18 protein-coding genes are annotated in these 18,402 nt (G+C 41.4%); 16 read left to right on the forward strand and 2 right to left on the reverse strand.

Annotation, left to right across the window (positions count from 1 at the left end; genetic code table 11):
• Positions 1–304 precede the first annotated feature (304 nt).
• From accB to spo0A, 15 genes are all read left to right on the forward strand, one after another.
• Complete coding sequence (accB, locus tag LCL89_RS01905) at positions 305–814, forward strand: acetyl-CoA carboxylase biotin carboxyl carrier protein (protein WP_224807373.1); 510 nt, start codon at positions 305–307, stop codon at positions 812–814.
• 15 nt (positions 815–829) lie between these two features.
• On the forward strand, positions 830–2,185 hold the full coding sequence (gene accC / locus LCL89_RS01910) for an acetyl-CoA carboxylase biotin carboxylase subunit (protein WP_224807374.1): 1,356 nt from the start codon (positions 830–832) through the stop codon (positions 2,183–2,185).
• 17 nt (positions 2,186–2,202) lie between these two features.
• Positions 2,203–2,604 carry an Asp23/Gls24 family envelope stress response protein gene (locus LCL89_RS01915; RefSeq protein WP_197316416.1) on the forward strand — a complete coding sequence of 134 codons (402 nt, stop codon included), beginning with the start codon at positions 2,203–2,205 and terminating at the stop codon, positions 2,602–2,604.
• 146 nt (positions 2,605–2,750) lie between these two features.
• Positions 2,751–3,128: a transcription antitermination factor NusB gene (nusB, locus tag LCL89_RS01920; protein ID WP_197316415.1), complete on the forward strand. Its 378-nt coding sequence runs from the start codon at positions 2,751–2,753 to the stop codon at positions 3,126–3,128.
• Between the two features lie 23 nt (positions 3,129–3,151).
• A complete protein-coding gene (gene folD / locus LCL89_RS01925; RefSeq protein WP_224807376.1) occupies positions 3,152–4,006 on the forward strand; it encodes a bifunctional methylenetetrahydrofolate dehydrogenase/methenyltetrahydrofolate cyclohydrolase FolD in 855 nt (284 codons plus the stop codon).
• A 12-nt stretch (positions 4,007–4,018) separates the two neighbouring features.
• Positions 4,019–5,368 (forward strand): exodeoxyribonuclease VII large subunit, encoded by a 1,350-nt coding sequence (xseA, locus tag LCL89_RS01930; RefSeq protein ID WP_224807378.1) that lies wholly within the window; start codon positions 4,019–4,021, stop codon positions 5,366–5,368.
• The gene (locus LCL89_RS01935; RefSeq protein ID WP_224807380.1) at positions 5,361–5,597 is read left to right on the forward strand and encodes an exodeoxyribonuclease VII small subunit; all 237 of its coding nucleotides are present in this window, start codon (positions 5,361–5,363) and stop codon (positions 5,595–5,597) included. Before xseA ends, LCL89_RS01935 begins: the two co-directional genes overlap by 8 nt.
• Entirely contained in the window at positions 5,594–6,478 is an 885-nt protein-coding gene (locus LCL89_RS01940; RefSeq protein ID WP_404813411.1) for a polyprenyl synthetase family protein, read from the forward strand. Before LCL89_RS01935 ends, LCL89_RS01940 begins: the two co-directional genes overlap by 4 nt.
• Before the next feature lie 703 nt (positions 6,479–7,181).
• The gene (locus LCL89_RS01945; RefSeq protein ID WP_197316411.1) at positions 7,182–7,781 is read left to right on the forward strand and encodes a hypothetical protein; all 600 of its coding nucleotides are present in this window, start codon (positions 7,182–7,184) and stop codon (positions 7,779–7,781) included.
• 18 nt (positions 7,782–7,799) lie between these two features.
• Entirely contained in the window at positions 7,800–9,692 is a 1,893-nt protein-coding gene (gene dxs / locus LCL89_RS01950; protein ID WP_224807384.1) for a 1-deoxy-D-xylulose-5-phosphate synthase, read from the forward strand.
• A 3-nt stretch (positions 9,693–9,695) separates the two neighbouring features.
• Positions 9,696–10,520: a TlyA family RNA methyltransferase gene (locus LCL89_RS01955; RefSeq protein ID WP_197316409.1), complete on the forward strand. Its 825-nt coding sequence runs from the start codon at positions 9,696–9,698 to the stop codon at positions 10,518–10,520.
• 73 nt (positions 10,521–10,593) lie between these two features.
• On the forward strand, positions 10,594–11,043 hold the full coding sequence (gene ahrC, locus LCL89_RS01960) for a transcriptional regulator AhrC/ArgR (RefSeq protein ID WP_197316408.1): 450 nt from the start codon (positions 10,594–10,596) through the stop codon (positions 11,041–11,043).
• Between the two features lie 17 nt (positions 11,044–11,060).
• Complete coding sequence (recN, locus tag LCL89_RS01965; protein ID WP_224807387.1) at positions 11,061–12,785, forward strand: DNA repair protein RecN; 1,725 nt, start codon at positions 11,061–11,063, stop codon at positions 12,783–12,785.
• A gap of 227 nt (positions 12,786–13,012) precedes the next feature.
• The gene (spoIVB, locus tag LCL89_RS01970) at positions 13,013–14,257 is read left to right on the forward strand and encodes a SpoIVB peptidase (protein ID WP_197316406.1); all 1,245 of its coding nucleotides are present in this window, start codon (positions 13,013–13,015) and stop codon (positions 14,255–14,257) included.
• A gap of 227 nt (positions 14,258–14,484) precedes the next feature.
• Positions 14,485–15,264 (forward strand): sporulation transcription factor Spo0A, encoded by a 780-nt coding sequence (gene spo0A / locus LCL89_RS01975; protein ID WP_197316405.1) that lies wholly within the window; start codon positions 14,485–14,487, stop codon positions 15,262–15,264.
• A gap of 591 nt (positions 15,265–15,855) precedes the next feature.
• Here spo0A and LCL89_RS01980 read toward each other — a convergent pair.
• Entirely contained in the window at positions 15,856–16,131 is a 276-nt protein-coding gene (locus LCL89_RS01980) for a hypothetical protein (RefSeq protein ID WP_224807390.1), read from the reverse strand.
• Between the two features lie 196 nt (positions 16,132–16,327).
• Here LCL89_RS01980 and LCL89_RS01985 point away from each other — a divergent pair, with 196 nt between their 5' ends.
• Positions 16,328–17,698, forward strand: coding sequence for an aspartate kinase (locus LCL89_RS01985; protein ID WP_224807392.1), 1,371 nt, complete (start codon positions 16,328–16,330; stop codon positions 17,696–17,698).
• 6 nt (positions 17,699–17,704) lie between these two features.
• Here LCL89_RS01985 and LCL89_RS01990 read toward each other — a convergent pair whose 3' ends face one another.
• Entirely contained in the window at positions 17,705–18,376 is a 672-nt protein-coding gene (locus LCL89_RS01990; protein WP_224807394.1) for a 3'-5' exonuclease, read from the reverse strand.
• Positions 18,377–18,402 lie beyond the last annotated feature (26 nt).

The raw sequence follows: 18,402 nt of genomic DNA on the forward strand, positions 1-18,402 counted from the left end.
AATGAGAAGCTCATCGTTTCTACAACATACATAAACGGTTTCGGATAAGGGTGAACTTTTCCCGTTAAGGTGGTATGTTTAATAAAACGATTAATCAGGTTCACTCAGGTGAGATGTTCTATTTTGACGTGTAGTTTAAACAGGCAGATAATAACGGTTTTAAACCCAAATCCTGTAACAACAGGGGTGCTGAGTGATTATGTTTATGTGCCGAGTTGCAGGGAAGGGCTAAAATGTCGTAGAATGTTAAGAGGAGTTTTTAGTACCAGTTATTAAAAAGTAACTACATAAAGGAGTGCCAGACATGCTAAAGGTACAAGAAATTCATGAAATTATTAAACTAATTGACGAATCCAATATTGATGAGTTCTGCTATGAAGCGGGTGGAACGAAGTTTTCCATGAAAAAAAATAAAGGAGAAGTAGTGGCCGCACAACCAGCTCAGGTTCAGCAGCCTGCTCCTGTTCAACAACCAGCTGCTCCACAACAGCAAGCTCAAACAGAAGGAAATGAACAAGCGAAAACGACGACTGAGAGCAAAGAAACGTCTGCTCAACAAGGCGGCAGTGATTATGATCAGGAGATTACGTCTCCAATGGTCGGAACATTTTATAATTCTCCGTCACCTGAGCAGGATGCATACGTGAAAGTCGGGGATCAAGTCAAAGAAGACTCTGTCGTTTGTATTGTTGAAGCGATGAAATTATTCAATGAAATTGAAGCGGAAGTTTCAGGTGAAATTGTTGAAATTCTTGTCAAAGACGGTGAATTAGTCGAGTATGGCCAACCGTTGTTCCGCGTCAAATCCAAATAACGGGGGGTGTGTCTGTTGATAAAAAAAGTATTAGTTGCCAACAGAGGAGAAATTGCAGTCCGTATTATTCGTGCATGTAAGGAAATAGACATTGCTACTGTAGCTGTGTATTCAGAAGCAGACAAAGAGGCCTTACATGTCCAGCTGGCAGACGAAGCCTATTGTGTCGGACCTACATTAAGTAAAGACAGCTATCTCAACTACACAAATATCTTGAGCCTTGCAACATTGACTGAGACTGATGCTATTCATCCGGGTTACGGCTTTCTTTCAGAGAATGCTGAATTTGCAGAGATGTGTGAGGAATGTAACATTACGTTCATCGGACCATCCTCTTATGCGATTCAAAAGATGGGTACAAAAGATGTAGCACGTGAAACAATGAGGGAAGCGGGTGTGCCGATTGTACCCGGATCCGAAGGAATCATCAAAGATGAGGCAGACGGCATCAAAGTAGCCGAAGAAATCGGCTACCCTGTCATTATAAAAGCTACTGCGGGCGGTGGCGGAAAAGGAATCCGCGTCGCTCGTAATGAAGAAGATCTTAAAAAAGGGATCCGTATGACGCAGCAAGAAGCGGAAACCGCGTTTGGTAATCCCGGAGTCTATATTGAAAAATACATTGAAAACTTCCGCCACGTGGAAATTCAAGTATTAGCAGATAACCATGGCAATGCTGTCCATTTGGGTGAGAGAGACTGTACCATTCAAAGACGTCTGCAAAAGTTGATTGAGGAAACACCTTCTCCTGCCATTGATGAAAAGATGAGAGCCAAAATGGGCGATGCTGCCGTCAAAGCTGCACTAGCTGTGAACTATTCTGGTGCAGGAACTGTTGAATTCATTTATGATAAAGAAGAAGATAAGTTTTATTTCATGGAAATGAATACAAGGATTCAAGTCGAACATCCGGTCACTGAAATGGTCACAGGAGTCGATCTGATTAAAGAAATGCTTCTGATTGCCAATGATGAAAAGCTTACTTTCAAACAGGAAGACATCAAATTCGAAGGCTGGTCTATAGAGTGTAGAATCAACGCTGAAGATCCATTCAAGAATTTCATGCCTTCAGCAGGCCGCATCGATATGTACCTGCCACCTGGTGGTTTCGGCGTTCGTGTTGATTCTGCAGCTTATCCTGGTTATATGATTCCTCCATATTATGATTCTATGGTAGCCAAGCTCATCACATATGGACGTGATCGCGATGAAGCGATAAAGAGAATGAGAAGAGCCTTAGATGAATTCGTAGTTGAAGGTGTTCATACAACGATTCCATTCCATCAACGAATGATGGAGCATGAAATTTTTGTAGGTGGAGATTTCAACACGAAGTTTCTAGAAAAATATTCCATTATGAAAGATGAATAAGACAAGGAGTGGTCGACATGAGTGAAAAACAATTATTGAATGTAACTGATGGTTCTACTCTTGGAAATATTGAGATTGCTCCTGAAGTTATAGAGGTAATTGCTGGAATTGCTGTTTCTGAAGTAGCTGGTGTGGCTGCTATGCGAGGAAATTTTGCATCAGGGGTTGCAGAGCGCTTAGGAAAGAAAGATCACGGCAAGGGCGTTAAAGTTGAATTGACAGAGCAAGGGATTTTAATCGATGCTTATGTTGTCATGGATTACGGTATCTCTATTCCAGATACCGCTCAAAAGATCCAAGATAATACTAGACAAGCTTTGAAAAACATGACTGCTCTTGAAATTAAAGAAATCAACGTCCACATCGTTGGCGTGCAGATGGACGTCAAAGAAGAAGAGTCCGACCTGGAGGAAATGTAACGGGGAGGTTCAGCCGGAAAGGGTTTACACCCTTTCTGGCTTTTTGTTTATCATCAAAACAATAGCATTCTATAAAAGAACGTGAATGGCTTTTATCCATTTTAAATGTTATTATTCAAACGGATATTACTTAAAGGAGAATGAAGATGAAACGACGAACTGCAAGAGAAAAAGCTTTTCAAGCTCTTTTCCAAATTAACAACAATGATATAAATACAGATGAAGCGATTCAACACGTGGTGGAGGATGCAGCTGTAGATGAATTTCTGCATCAACTTGTCCACGGGGTCATTGATCACAGAGACGAACTTGATGAATGGATATCTGACAACCTTGATAACTGGTCGTTCAACCGGTTGCCAAAAGTGGAGAAGACAGTCTTACGTATGGCCGCTTACGAGTTTAAGTACAATGATGATGTACCTGGCCAAGTTGCCATCAATGAAGCTGTAGAGCTCGCTAAAATTTTCGGTGAAGAAGACTCCGGAAAGTTCGTCAATGGTGTTTTGTCAAAAATGATTTAATTTAAAACGGGGGGATTACGAGAATGTCTGCTGAAGTAATTTACGGGAAACAACTAGCTGAAGACTTGAGGCAAGAAATGAAGCAAGAAGTAAGTGAACTGCATAAACAAAATATCTTTCCTAAACTTGTAGTCATTATTATAGGAGAAGATCCTGCTTCTAAGTCTTATGTGAAAGGGAAGCAGAAAGCTTCTGAGAAGATTGGAATGGATTCCGATTTGGTTGAGTTACCTGAGGAGACTTCTGAGGAGGAACTTCTGAATTTGATCGACCGTTTTAATCAAGATCGAACCGTTCACGGAATTCTCGTTCAACTTCCTCTGCCTGAACATATTCATGAACAAAAAGTGATTGAAGCTATAGACCCTTCTAAAGATGTCGATGGCTTTCATCCTATTAATGTAGGAAAAATGCTTACAGGGCAGGATACTTTTTATCCTTGTACACCTTTCGGCATTTTGGTCATGCTCAAGCGTGCTGAAATTGAATTAGAAGGAAAACATGTCGTCATTATTGGCAGAAGTAATTTGGTAGGAAAACCGGTGGGGCAGTTACTCTTAAATGAAAACGCGACAGTAACCCACTGTCATTCCCGGACGAAAAACTTGAGAGATCATACGAAGCGGGCAGACATCATTATTGTTGCTGCAGGGAAACCGGATCTGATTACTGGAGAAGACATAAAAGAAGGTACTGTCGTAATCGATGTGGGAGTCAACAGGGTAGATGGTCAACTGACCGGAGATGTCGAGTTTGAATCAGCCAGTGAGAAAGCTTCTCATATCACCCCTGTACCTAAAGGAGTGGGTCCTATGACCATAACAATGCTCCTTCACAATACGATTAAAGCAGCAAAACAGATTCACAATCATCAATAAGGAGATTTTTTTGTGAATGACCAATACCTTACTGTTACAGCACTGACAAAATATATCAAGCGTAAACTCTCAAGTGATCAACATTTGAAAAGTGTTTGGCTGAGAGGAGAAATATCCAATTTCAAGCACCACAGCCGGGGGCATATGTATTTTTCTTTAAAGGATGAACAGTCGAGAATTCAGGCTGTTATGTTTGCTGGTAATAACAGGAGTTTAAAATTCGCACCGGAAAACGGGATGAATGTCCTGATCAAAGGTGAGATCAACGTTTATGAACCGATGGGGCAGTATCAACTTTATGTCAAAGAAATGCAGCCTGACGGTATCGGTGCTTTGTACATGGCTTTTGAACAATTGAAAGATAAGCTGGAAAAAGAAGGGTTGTTCTCCTTAGAGCGAAAGAAAGAGATCCCTACATACCCGAAGCATGTCGGAGTCATCACTTCCCCGACCGGCGCAGCGGTGCGTGATATTTTAACGACTATCAACCGCCGTTACCCAATTGTTCCTGTATCAATCTTACCTGTGCTTGTGCAGGGAGAGCGCGCGGCTTCATCAGTCGTGAATGCTATTCAATACGCCAATCAACATTTGGATTGTGATGTGCTGATCGTTGGTAGAGGCGGAGGTTCTATTGAAGACTTGTGGGGATTTAATGAAGAAGTGGTAGCAAGAGCGATTGCTGATTCTCATATTCCTGTCATTTCGGCTGTAGGACATGAAACCGATACCACCATCAGTGATTTTGTAGCTGATGTGAGAGCTGCTACGCCAACAGGTGCCGCAGAGCTTGCGGTCCCTTCGATTGTTGAACTGCGCGAACAAGTTCGGGCTCATCAGCATCGTCTACAACGGGCAATGGATAATAAACATCTGGAATCCCGACAGCGCTTGAAGCGGTTGCAGAAATCCTACGCGTTCAAATATCCTGAGCAGTTGATGAGACAAAAAGAACAAGATTTGGACCGCTTACTTGAAAGGCTTTCAAAGCAGATGGTCCATACGCATAATCAAACAAATGAAAAATGGCGGAACCTTCATAACCGATTGCTGCTGCAAGGACCTGATAAACAGATCAGAGATGGATCACAACAATTGAAAAAACAGACGAAGCAGCTTCAAATGAGGTTTCAGGATATCTTGAAAGCGAAAAAGGAACGATTCCATTCCAATATCGATAAGTTAACTTTATTGAACCCCTTGGAAATTATGAAACGTGGATACGCAATTCCCTTTTCAGAAGATGGAGAAGTCATTAAACATGTCAGCCATGTTGAAAAAGGAAGTGCACTATCGTTAAAAGTACAGGATGGATCTATAGAATGTGAAGTCAAGGGGTTGAAGGAGGATGAACATGTCTGAGAAACAAGAAGAACTAAGTTTCGAAGAAGCAATGAAACAATTGGAAGAATTGGTTGAGAAACTTGAGACCGGTGAAGTCCCTCTTGAAAAAGCGATTCAATATTATCAAGAGGGGATGAAGCTGTCCAAGGAATGCAATGAGAAATTGGGCAATGTAGAAAAGCAAATGCAGCAAATCATGAATGAGCACGGGGAATTCGAACCATTTTCCATCCAGGAGGAAGAATAACTGTGCAACTGACCGACTATCTCACTGAGAAACGTAAAATGATTAATGCTCAATTGAAAATGTATGTACGCGATTATTCTACACCAGGAAGAATTCAAGATGCCATGCTTTACTCAATAGAAGCAGGTGGGAAAAGGGTTCGTCCTATTTTACTACTTGCAACTGCAAAAGCCTTCGGTGCGAGCGAGGAAAAAGCACTAGCCGTTGCTTGCAGTTTAGAGATGATCCACACTTATTCTTTGATACATGATGATCTGCCTGCGATGGATGATGATGACTTGAGAAGAGGAATGCCTACAAATCATCGTAAATTTGATGAGGCTACTGCGATTCTGGCAGGAGATGCATTGTTGACATTGAGCTCTTTGGTTATTGCTGAAGACTCCCACCTGACAGATCAAGAAAGGGTTTTCTTAATTCGTGAGCTTTCTAAAGCGAGCGGAGCAAAAGGCATGGTCGGAGGGCAGATGCAGGATATGCTTTCTGAAAACACCGAAGTGTCTTTAGAACAATTGGAGAACATTCATCGAAACAAAACCGGTCAACTGCTCCGTTTTTCAATTATCGCTGGAGCATATGTAGGGAATTCCACTGAAGAAAGCTTGGAGGAAATGACGAGGATGGGGGAAGCCCTCGGACTCATTTTTCAAATTCAGGATGATATTTTGGACGTTACAGGGGACGCCGAGGTGATCGGTAAACCGATCGGAAGTGATGAAGGGAATGCCAAGAGTACTTATCCCAAGCTTCTTGGGCTGGAAGGCGCAAAACGACAGAAAGAGCGATACGTACAGGAAGCACAAGACGCCTTAAGGAATGCTGGTGTGGATCAGACAATTTTATCTGAATTGATTGATTACCTAAGCAGCCGGGATCATTGATGTGACGTTTAGATTGAGGACCAATTCATAATATGGTATATTAGGGTTACAAAAGGAATGGTGCAGTATCCTAGTCGGCCCTCCGTTCCTGAAGGCGGGCCTAAAAATCCGCCAAAGGGCACATCGATGAAGTTCCTTGTGTTGGCTTGAGGCGCCCAGCCTTGGGTCGATGCTGGGAGTTAAGGTCGCAGGGCGATCCACAAAGGCATGTGGGCGTTGACCCTGCTTCCGCGGAGGCCCATCTTTGTAAGAGTCTCTGAGCCAGAGGCTCTTATGAAATGGGGTATGAACCTGCAGCATATGGAGTAATATCTATATGCGCAGCGTAGCCTGCCTTGAGTGGTTTTGAGGGGATTACAGTCATGTGAACATCAAGCAACTTCGGATGGCCACTGAAGTTTTGATGTGTTAACTGTATGAAATCATCACTGCAAAAGAGGCTAAGGAACGGTCAAAGGCTGTCGGGGAAATCCCCTAGGCTGTTCACGTAATGGACATGATACAGGAATTATAGTGCGGACTAAGTGGCAATCTAGTCCAGCTTTCGGAGACGGAGCTGAGTCAAGTTTAAAGGGGAACCGCCAGAGTGGTGACACTCGGTACTTGATTGGGAAAACCTACTAGACCTAAGCCGCAATTTTTACCTGTATCATGACCATTCCTTTCCATACATAAAATAATCAGTTATATATAGAGGTTGAGAATGGACAATAAATTAAAAAAATCCTTAAAATTCAGTTTAAGTATTGCCGTTATCACATTCGTGTTAGCGGCTATTTTTTCAATCATATCTTCTTCCGTCCTTAGCGAAGTCATATGGATTTTCGGTCTGATCATCGTATTCATCATCGTTTTTACCGGGGTCATCTTCGATATGTTAGGGATAGCTGCTACGGCAGCGGAAGAAACCCCTTTCCATGCCATGGCTTCAGAGAAAGTCACAGGAGCAAAAGAAGCGATTACAATCGTGCGTAATGCCGACAGATTCGCTAGTTTCTGTAATGATGTAATAGGGGATATATCAGGTATAGTTAGTGGAACAGCATCCGCCGTCGTCGTACTTCAATTGACGCAGGTAATGGGTTACGGCGAAGGTTCCAGTATTCAAATTGCAATATCAGTGGTGCTGACAAGTATCGTAGCCGCTCTGACTGTAGGAGGAAAGGCTCTAGGGAAGTTTTTCGCCATTCACTCATCAACGAAAATCATATTTTTCGCTGCAAGAGTCATTTCCTGGTTAGAAACCAAGTTGAAGGTAAAACTGTTAACAAATGCTACTACATCCACTAAAAAAACTAGATAAATACAAGGGGGTCCTTTAATGGATCTGAGCAAAATTCAAGACCCTTCAATTTTGAAGGATATGACTACAAATCAGCTAGAAGAAATGGCAGAGGAAGTCAGGCAGTTTCTTATCAAGAACTTAGCCGTTACCGGAGGACATTTAGGTGCAAACCTGGGTGTCGTAGAGCTTACGCTTGCTTTGCATAAAGTATATAACAGTCCAGTAGACCGTTTCTTATGGGATGTGGGTCACCAGTCCTATATCCATAAAATCTTGACTGGGCGGGGCAATCAGTTCGAAACTCTTCGTCAATATCGCGGGTTGTGCGGTTTCCCTAAAAGGGATGAAAGTGAGCATGATGTGTGGGAGACAGGACATAGCTCAACTTCGTTGTCTGCAGCCATGGGTATGGCTATTGCACGCGATTTGAAGGATGAAAAGCATTCCATTCTTCCTATTATCGGTGATGGCGCTTTGACCGGCGGAATGGCCCTGGAAGCCTTGAATCATATTGGACATGAGAAAAAAAATGTAACCGTTATCCTCAATGATAATGAAATGTCAATCGCCAAAAATGTGGGGGCTCTTCACGGTGCATTGGGACGAATGAGGAGTGCAGGTAAATATCATAGAGCTAAAGATGATTTAGAGTGGTTACTTAAAAAAGTACCAGCTGTCGGCGGTAAATTAGCTCAAGCAGCTGAGCGTCTGAAAGACAGCATGAAATACTTCGTCGTGCCTGGCATGTTTTTTGAAGAATTAGGTTTTACGTATTACGGTCCTGTGGATGGTCACGACTTTGAAGATCTTATCGATAACCTGAACTATGCCAAGAAAACGGATGGTCCGGTAATTGTCCATGTCATGACACAAAAAGGAAAAGGGTATCACCCAGCTGAGACAGATGTAAAAGATAAGTGGCATGGTGTAGGTCCTTATAAAATCGAATCTGGAGAAAAAATCAAACCGACCGATGCTCCACCTGCCTGGAGTTCGGTAATAAGTGAAGCCCTTCGTAAAGAAGCGCGGGAGGATTCCCGTATCGTTGCTATAACACCAGCTATGATTCTTGGTTCTAAGCTGGATAAATTCGGTGAAGAATTCCCTGACCGTTTATATGATGTGGGTATTGCAGAACAGCATGCCACAACTTTATCAGCCGGAATGGCTACGCAAGGCATGAAACCATTTCTAGCTATATATTCCACTTTCCTGCAAAGGGGATACGATCAAGTTATTCATGACGTAGCAAGACAAAAATTGAATGTCATATTTGGTATTGATCGTGCCGGGCTCGTAGGAGCCGATGGTGAAACACACCAAGGTGTCTTTGATGTTGCCTTCCTGCGTTCTGTACCGAATATGGTAATCACTATGCCAAAAGATGAAAACGAAGCCCAGCATCTCGTTCATACAGCTGTCCATTATGATGATGGTCCTATTGCCATCCGTTATCCGAGAGGCAATGCTAAAGGTGTAGAGACGGATGAAGAACTACGGACAATTCCGATCGGCAGCTGGGAAGTTCTGAAAGATGGAAATGACGCAGTGATTTTAACTTTCGGAACGACCATAGATATGGCACTTGAAGCCAGTCGCAATTTGGAAAAAACAGGTCAATCGATCCGGGTAGTCAACGCAAGGTTCATCAAACCTATGGATGATGCCATGCTGCATGACATCATGAAATCAGGCATGCCGATTTTGACGGTTGAAGAAGCTGTTTTACAAGGCGGATTTGGATCAAGCGTTCTCGAATTTGCCGAAGAAAATGGTTATACCCATCAGGTTGTCAAACGTATGGGCGTCCCTGATCGTTTCATCGAACACGGCAGCGTCAACAAGCTGTGGGAAGAAATCGGCTTAACAGAAGAAAATATTGTGAAGCATGTGAAGGAATTGCTTCCAACCAAACAGCAAAGGGCATAGCTTATGGGAAGAAAAATTCGTTTAGATGTATTACTCGTTGAAAAAGGATACTTGGAAACACGGGAAAAGGCGAAACGAACTATTATGGCCGGGTTGGTGTACTCAGAGCAAGTCCGCTTGGACAAACCAGGTCAAAAAATCGATGAAGATGCGCCAATCACTGTTAAAGGGAAAGCTATTCCTTATGTAAGCCGCGGAGGATTGAAGCTTGAAAAAGCTTTAAAGAGCTTCCACTTAGATCTTCAGGATAAAATAATGATCGATATAGGATCATCTACTGGTGGATTCACGGATTGTGGCCTGCAAAACGGAGTAAAGTTGAGTTACGCCATTGATGTAGGATACAACCAGCTGGATTGGTCCTTACGAAACCATCCCCAGGTAGTCGTCATGGAGCGTACCAATTTCCGTTATGTAACGGAAGAGGATTTGACTTATGGAGAACCCGAATTTGCATCCATTGATGTTTCGTTCATATCTCTAAAGATTATACTGCCGGTCCTTGCTCAATTGCTTGCTGAAGACGGAGATGTCGCCATGTTGATCAAACCTCAATTCGAAGCCGGGCGTGAACAAGTAGGCAAGAAAGGAATCGTCAAGGATCCTCATGTTCATACAGAAGTACTTAGGAAAATCCTGGACTTCTCCACTGAACACGGCTATTCCATTGAAGGGTTGACATATTCCCCGATTACCGGAGGAGACGGAAATATAGAATTTCTTGCGCATTTGCGTCTTGTTGGCGAAAAAGAAGGAAAAAACAAGACGGATGTCGAAATTAGTGATGTTGTAAAAGAAGCGCATGAAGCTCATAAAAAACACTCATAATGTAAGGAGAAGGGCTTGAAACAGCCCTTTTCTTATCGTTTAGGCTTTTTTTGTTTGGAACGGAGGTTTACTGATGAACAAAGGGCAGCGTCATATTAAAATCAGAGAATTAATTACGAATGATGATATTGAAACACAAGATGAGTTAGTTTCCCGTTTAAAGGGTATGGGATATAACGTGACTCAAGCTACAGTTTCTCGAGACATTAAGGAACTTCACTTAGTTAAAGTACCAATGATGGATGGGCGTTATAAATATAGTTTACCTGCAGACCAGCGTTTCAACCCTTTTGAAAAATTGAAACGGCTGATGATGGATGCATTTGTAAGTATCGATCGAGCAGGTCACTTCATCATCTTGAAAACTCTTCCTGGTAATGCAAATGCTGTAGGAGCTTTGATTGATAACCTGGAATGGGAAGAAATTATGGGTACGATTTGTGGAGATGATACTTGTTTGATTATTTGCCGTAGTGAAGATCAAACGGAAACCATAAGTGAACAATTGCTAAATATGCTATAACTGAGGTGGATTGTTTCATGCTTACTGAATTATCAATTCGTGATTTTGCTATTATCAATCAAATTTCAATTACGTTTAAAGAGGGATTGACTGTACTTACAGGTGAAACAGGGGCAGGTAAATCCATCATCATCGACGCGATTCAACTGCTTGCGGGTGGCCGTGGTTCCGTAGAGTTCGTGCGACATGGTACAAAAAAAGCAGAAATTGAAGGATTATTTACTGTAGATGATGATCACCCCGTTTTTTCTAAAGGTAAACAGTTCGGAGTGGAAATCGATGAGGACGGAATGGTGGTCTTACATAGGACAATCACCCATCAAGGGAAAAGCATATGCCGTGTCAACGGAAAATTGGTGACCTTGGCTATACTGAAAGAATTTGGACATACGTTGATTGATATACACAGCCAGCACGAAACTCAATCCCTTATGGATCCCGATCGGCATATTGAATTATTGGATATGTTTGCAGGTGAAGAACTCGCTGCATCGAAAAGTGAGTACAGTGAGGTATATGGTAAATACAAAAGCTTGATGAAGAGGTACAAAGAACTGAGTGAAAATGAGCAGGAAATGGCTCAGCGTTTAGACCTGCTTGATTTTCAACTGCATGAATTACAAGAAGCGAAACTCCAGCCTCATGAAGATGATGAACTGAGTGAAGAACGTAAAAAACTTATGAATTACGAGAAAATTTATCAAGGAATTCATGATGCTTATTACTCTCTTTATGGTGAACAAAAAGGGCTTGATTGGCTCAGTCATGCAATGACATCGTTAGAAAGTACATCGGATTATGATGAATCCCTGGCAAAGATGTCCGAAGAACTCAGCAACTCTTATTACTTAATCGAAGAAATGACCTTTCAATTAAGCAGTCAAATGGCTGATCTGGAATTTGATCCTGAACGGTTGAACGAAATAGAAGCGCGGTTGAATGAATTGAATCGCTTGAAGAAGAAATATGGAGCAACGGTCGAGGATATGCTGGAATATTCAGCAACAATAGAAGAAGAGATCGATGAGATACGCAATAAGGATTCACACCTTTCTAAAATGGAAAATCAAATTCATGAATTAAGTCAGGACGCTGTCTTAGAAGCGAAAAATATTCATGATATCCGCCTGAATGCTTCTGAAAAACTTTCCGGCTATATCCATGAAGAATTAAAAGACTTATACTTGGAAAAAGCTTCATTTGCTGCAGAGATTGAAGTGAAAGAGGGGCGACCGAACGATCCAGTGTTTGAAGGGCGTCCAGTTCAGCTGAATTCATCAGGATTCGATATCGTTAAATTCCTCATTACGACGAACCCGGGAGAGCCATTGAAAGAATTACATAAAGTCGCTTCCGGGGGTGAAATGTCGAGGATCATGCTTGCATTAAAACGAATTTTCAGCAGGCACCAAGGGGTGACCAGCGTGATTTTTGACGAAGTAGACACGGGAGTCAGCGGGCGCGTCGCCCAGTCGATTGCTGAGAAAATCTATGGCATTTCCCAAGGCTCACAAGTATTATGCATTTCCCACCTGCCACAAGTTGCTGCCATGTCTGATACTCATGTAAGAATAGAAAAAAAAGTGGATAATGACCGGACGTTCACTGCTGTCAAAGAATTGAGTGAAGAAGAAAAAGCAGACGAGCTATCCCGTATGATGACAGGAGCCGAATTGACTGAAACAACATTAGAGCATGCAAGAGAACTATTGGAAATGGCTGAAAAACATAAAAATAAGTAATTTGAAAGCTATTCGCAGCTGAACAAGAAAACGTATGGTGTACACCATACGTTTTTTCTATCTATAGTGTTTTCATGTGTTTAAAAAATATACGATGGTGAATGTTTCAAAACAAGGCAAACGATACTATAATTACTCAGATTATGCTCGTTTAAAAACTCCTCTTGAAGACCACATTATTAGTAAGCCAATTAAGTTGGTATTGGAGTGAGAAGGAGTGTGAACCCGTGAATCAAAGAGATAAAATAAAATATATATGTGGTTCTGTTCTCCTGCTGTTCATGCTGAGTTTACCTATTATGAGCCCCGTTCAAAATTATTTATCAATTCCTACGGAAGTGAAAGTTTCATCCCATAATTCAGCAATCCCTGTTTCGAATGGTCCAGACGAGGCCTGGACTGCATTTTCTTCAGCGAATGACCAACAAGTGTTTTACGAACTTGCAGGTGTACCGCTGAAGAAAACTGAAATCAAGGCAATGAGGGATATTCGTTTAATTCCAGGTGGACAGTCTGTCGGTGTGGAATTACACACCAAAGGCGTTTTAGTTGTAGGACACCACCTTGTCAATAAAGATGAGGAAACACGATCATCTCCCGGGGAAGAGGCGGACGTGCAAGTTGGGGATATCCTTTTAAAGGGAAACGGTCATGAGCTCAATAGCATGGAAGACTTGTCTGAATTAGTCAAACAATCAGGTAAAGGTGGAAAAGCAATTGAGTTTACGATTAAACGTGGAGAAAAAATCCTTACGACCTCTCTGAGCCCTGCATTTAACCGTCAAGAAAATGAATATCAAATAGGTCTGTATATTCGTGATTCTGCAGCTGGTATTGGAACAATGACTTTTTATCATCCGGAAAGTAAAAGATACGGTGCCTTAGGTCATGTAATATCTGATATGGATACAAAAAAACCGATCGAAATTCATGAAGGAACCATTGTAAGGTCCCGTGTAACCTCTATTGAAAAAGGTAGTCAGGGCGTCCCGGGTGAGAAGAAAGCAAGCTTTTCAATGGAAGATGATCGACTAGGTAATATTACCAAAAATACTCCATTTGGAATTTTTGGGAAGCTCGATCATCATATGAAGAATTCTGAATTCCCCAAAGGAATTCCTGTCGGCTATGCTGAGCAAGTCGAAGAAGGGCCTGCAAAAATATTAACTGTTTTAAATGGGGAAGAGATGCAGACTTTCGACGTAGAAATTGTCAGTAACATGCCCAAGCAGACCCCTGTAACAAAAGGAATGATTGTCAAAATCACTGATCCGGAACTGTTGGAAAAAACAGGTGGAATCGTTCAAGGTATGAGCGGTAGTCCGATCATACAAAACGGTAAAATTATAGGAGCCGTTACTCACGTATTCGTCAATGATCCAACAAGTGGTTATGGCGTTCATATTGAGTGGATGCTTCAAGAAGCCGGAATTGATTTGTACCAAAATGAAGAAGAAAAGAAAGCAAGCTAAAGAGCTCAAAAGGGCTCTTTTTTTCATTCGACAATATTCGACAAACATACATATTTTATGTCGAATATTCGTGAATTATTAAGTATTTTTAAGCATTTTGAAGATAAACTCAAATTTCGAAAAAATTTTGTTATAATGAAAAGGGGTAAATATGTTGAATGTCGAATATAACCATTCAAGGAGAAAGAAAAAACTGGAAGAGTTAATACTCTTAAGGAGGAACATAAATGGAAAAGATACAAGTATGTTTGGCTGATGACAATCGTGAATTGGTGAAGCTGTTGGAGGAATACTTTAATGATACAAATGACATTGATGTAATTGGGGTATCCTACAATGGAAAAGACTGCTTGCAGATGGTTGAGGAAAAACGTCCTGAAGTGTTGATTCTTGATATCATTATGCCTCACCTGGATGGACTGGCTGTTTTGACGAAACTCAGAGAAATGGAAAAGCCTCCTGAGGTCATTATGCTGACAGCATTCGGACAGGAAGAAGTAACGAAAAAAGCCGTCGATCTTGGAGCAGCCTACTTCATGATGAAGCCATTCGATCTTGACCATTTAGGAGAACAAGTACGCCAGATCAAGCATGCCGGAGATCCAATCAATCGTGCGATCGGAAGCAGCTATTCCTCTACAAAATCCAAAAAGCCGGATTTGGATACGAGTATTACACACATCATCCATGAAGTCGGTGTACCCGCTCACATCAAAGGGTATCAATACTTGCGTGAAGCCATCACAATGGTCTATAACGACTTGGAGCTTTTAGGATCCATTACTAAAGTTCTTTATCCTGACATTGCTTCCAAGTATAATACGACAGCCTCTCGTGTAGAAAGAGCGATTCGTCACGCGATTGAAGTTGCTTGGAACAGGGGTAATATCGATGCTATCTCTTCCTTGTTCGGTTATACAATTTCTAATACAAAAGCGAAACCAACCAACAGTGAGTTTATTGCAATGGTCGCCGATCGTTTACGCTTAGAGCATAAAGCGAGCTGACGCGGTTTATAGTGATTCAGCTACGCAAATTTAGCGATAAACTGTAAGCTGACTAACGTTACAACGAAAGCCTGTTAAGGCCCTGATTTATCGGTTATCCGATAGAGAGGGGCTTTTTTTTGTTGTGTAAACATATTTAATAACTTCGAATGGTCTTCTTAGTTAAATGGAGGCTGACGCAATCCTTAACAACTTGGATATATAGACATAAAAAAAGGGCGCAACCGTCGAAGAATGGACTTGCCACTCTTGACGGTATGCACCACTAGCCTAAACTAAGTATATCGAAAAAGTTACGGGATTTCAATATTTTACTTCTGTCCAATTTTTGGGAAAGCTCGTTTGAGTGATGCGTCCGCAAATAGAAGGGCACATCCGGTTAAATTATGGAAAAACAAGACTACAAATAGAACTTTTAAGTATACAGAAAGCCTATTGAAACCAGCCAACAGAGAGTTTATCGCAATGGTGCCGTTCGCTTACGTTTAGAACATAAAGCTTCCTAAAAGAAAAAATCTCCGTCTTTTCTTTTGCTCATTTTTGTTCTTCCGGTAAAGATGTGATTAAAGGAAAATTTTATATGACATTTCATCAAGCTATAATCTTTTGTATTGATTCCGCCATTCTTTCATCATCATAAACCCCTCGATCTATATCATTCAGGTATGGGGAAAGGTGGTTATACGCTTGATCATCAATTAGCTCTACGCCGTCCCTTTTCACAATCCTATAACAAAAGGGTAAATCCAAGTATTGTATGATGATATATCGATGACCTGAGCACTTATACGTGCATGTAATTTTAATATCGCTGTTCATCGGGTAGAATCTGCCGCCACCAAGACCATCTCTTCTATATACCAGCACCCGAATCACCACCTTTTTTTCAACATTTTCATAAGAATTCTGACACTATTATACAATACCCGTGAAACAAATGTGAAAACTTAATTGGAAATAATTATTTTTAAATTTTTCGAAATTTTTGGTTCAATTCATTGTCGTATTTATGGTACAATTCTAAATTATTAAATGCTTTTATACATTAATGGGGTGTTGCGAAATGAAAGTAGTCAAGTTTGGTGGTAGTTCTGTAGCTAATGGTGAACAAATTAAAAAAATTACAAATATTATACATGCAGACATTGAAAGAAGAATTGTGGTCGTTTCTGCACCAGGAAAGCGTTATAGCGAAGACGTGAAAGTGACGGACTTGTTAATTCAATTAGGTGAGACTATTCGTGATGGGGGAAAGTATGATGAAGTTTATGATTGGATAATGGGAAGGTTTCAATCGATCATTGATGAACTCGAAATTCCCCAGGAGGTTTATCATACCATCAATAAAAAAATTGATGCTTCGATACAACATGTAATAGAAGAAGGAGAAAGAGGGCTCGATGCCCTTAAAGCATGTGGTGAAGATGGTGCTGCTCTGCTGGTCAGTGCTTATTTGAATCAAAGTGGTTTGGATGCTGCTTATGTTAATCCAAGTGAAGCTGGAATCGTTGTCAGGGATCAACCGGGAGGAGCATTGGTGTTAGAAGAAAGTTTCGAACGACTTTATCAACTGAGAGAGCGCTCAGAAGTGTTAGTCATCCCGGGTTTTTTTGGGTTCACGCCCGAAGAAAAACTAGTCACATTTTCCCGGGGAGGATCCGATATTACAGGGTCCATCGTCGCGGCAGGAGTAAAAGCAGATCTATATGAGAATTTCACTGATGTAGATTCAGTATTCAGTGTAAATCCCATGTTAGTTGATAATCCTCAGCCGATGACCTCTTTGACTTACCGTGAGATGAGGGAGCTTTCTTATGCAGGTTTTACGGTATTTCATGATGAGGCCTTAATTCCTGCGGTAAAAGCTAAAATCCCAGTTTGTATAAAAAACACAAATAACCCTTCGGCCCCCGGTACGATGATTGTATCTGAATTGGAAGACAGGGAGAGAGATGTTGTTGGGATTGCAAGTGATTCTGGATTCTTGAACATTTATGTCAGCAAGTTCTTGATGAACAGAGAAATTGGATTTGGCCGGCGTCTGCTGCAAATTTTAGAAGACGAAGGGGTATCCTTTGAACATGCGCCATCAGGAATAGATGATATGTCAGTAATTTTACGTGAACATCAACTTCCGCCAGAAAAAGAGAGCATCGTTTTGAAAAGGATCAAAGATGAATTGGAAGTGGATACAGTGCTCATTGAAAGAGGTATGGCGCTGATTATGATCGTTGGTGAAGGGATGAACCATAACATAGGAATGGCAAGCCGGGCAGCGACAGCTTTTCGGGAAGCTCAAGTAAATATTGAAATGATTAACCAGGGCTCATCGGAAGTCTCTATGATGTTCGGAGTCAAATCCTCTGGGCTTCCTGCAGCCGTCCGATCTTTATATCGTACCTTTTTCCAAGAAGAAAAAGTGAAGCAGTCATAGACTGCTTCACTTTTTTTGTTGATTGAGCTTGTATTGTAATTCTTCAAGAGTTTGAACTTCTTCTTCAAGCGATTTGGAGAGCAGGAATCGGTACAGCTCTGCTGTCATGATTGCATCATTCAAGGCATGGTGTCGATCTCTTTTTTCTATGCCGAGATGCCTTAGCAATGGATCGAGTTGGTGCCTTACATTGGGAAGCAGCCACTGCGCCATTTTTTGGGAATCAATCACAGGTGGATTGTAGTCTGGAAGCTTCCACCTTTTCAACATCGTTTGTAAAAAACGCATATCAAATTTCGCAGGGTGGGCAACTAATACTGAACCTTCACTGAATTCCATGAAGTTACTGAAAGCTTCAATAAACGGACTTGCATTATTGAGTTGATCCCTCGTTAACCCTGTCAACTTTAACGTGTGATTGTTCACTCGTCGAACAGGACGAACAATTTGGTGGAAGGTTTTGCGATGGCATGCATCTTGACCTTCCAACCGGACAGCGCCTATGGAAATCACTTCATGACCAATTTCAGGGAGAAACCCTGTCGTCTCCAAGTCAAAAATGGTAAAATCTAAATTTTTCAAGTGTTCCTGTCCGATATTTGGGTCAGGTTCATGTGAATTTAATTTCTCTTCTAACTGCTTATATGTGTTCCATTGGAAATAAGGTCTGATTTTCATCTGAAATCTTGGCTTTTCATAAAGAA

The organism is Halobacillus yeomjeoni (assembly GCF_020171525.1).
Taxonomy (GTDB): Bacteria; Bacillota; Bacilli; order Bacillales; family Halobacillaceae; genus Halobacillus; species Halobacillus yeomjeoni.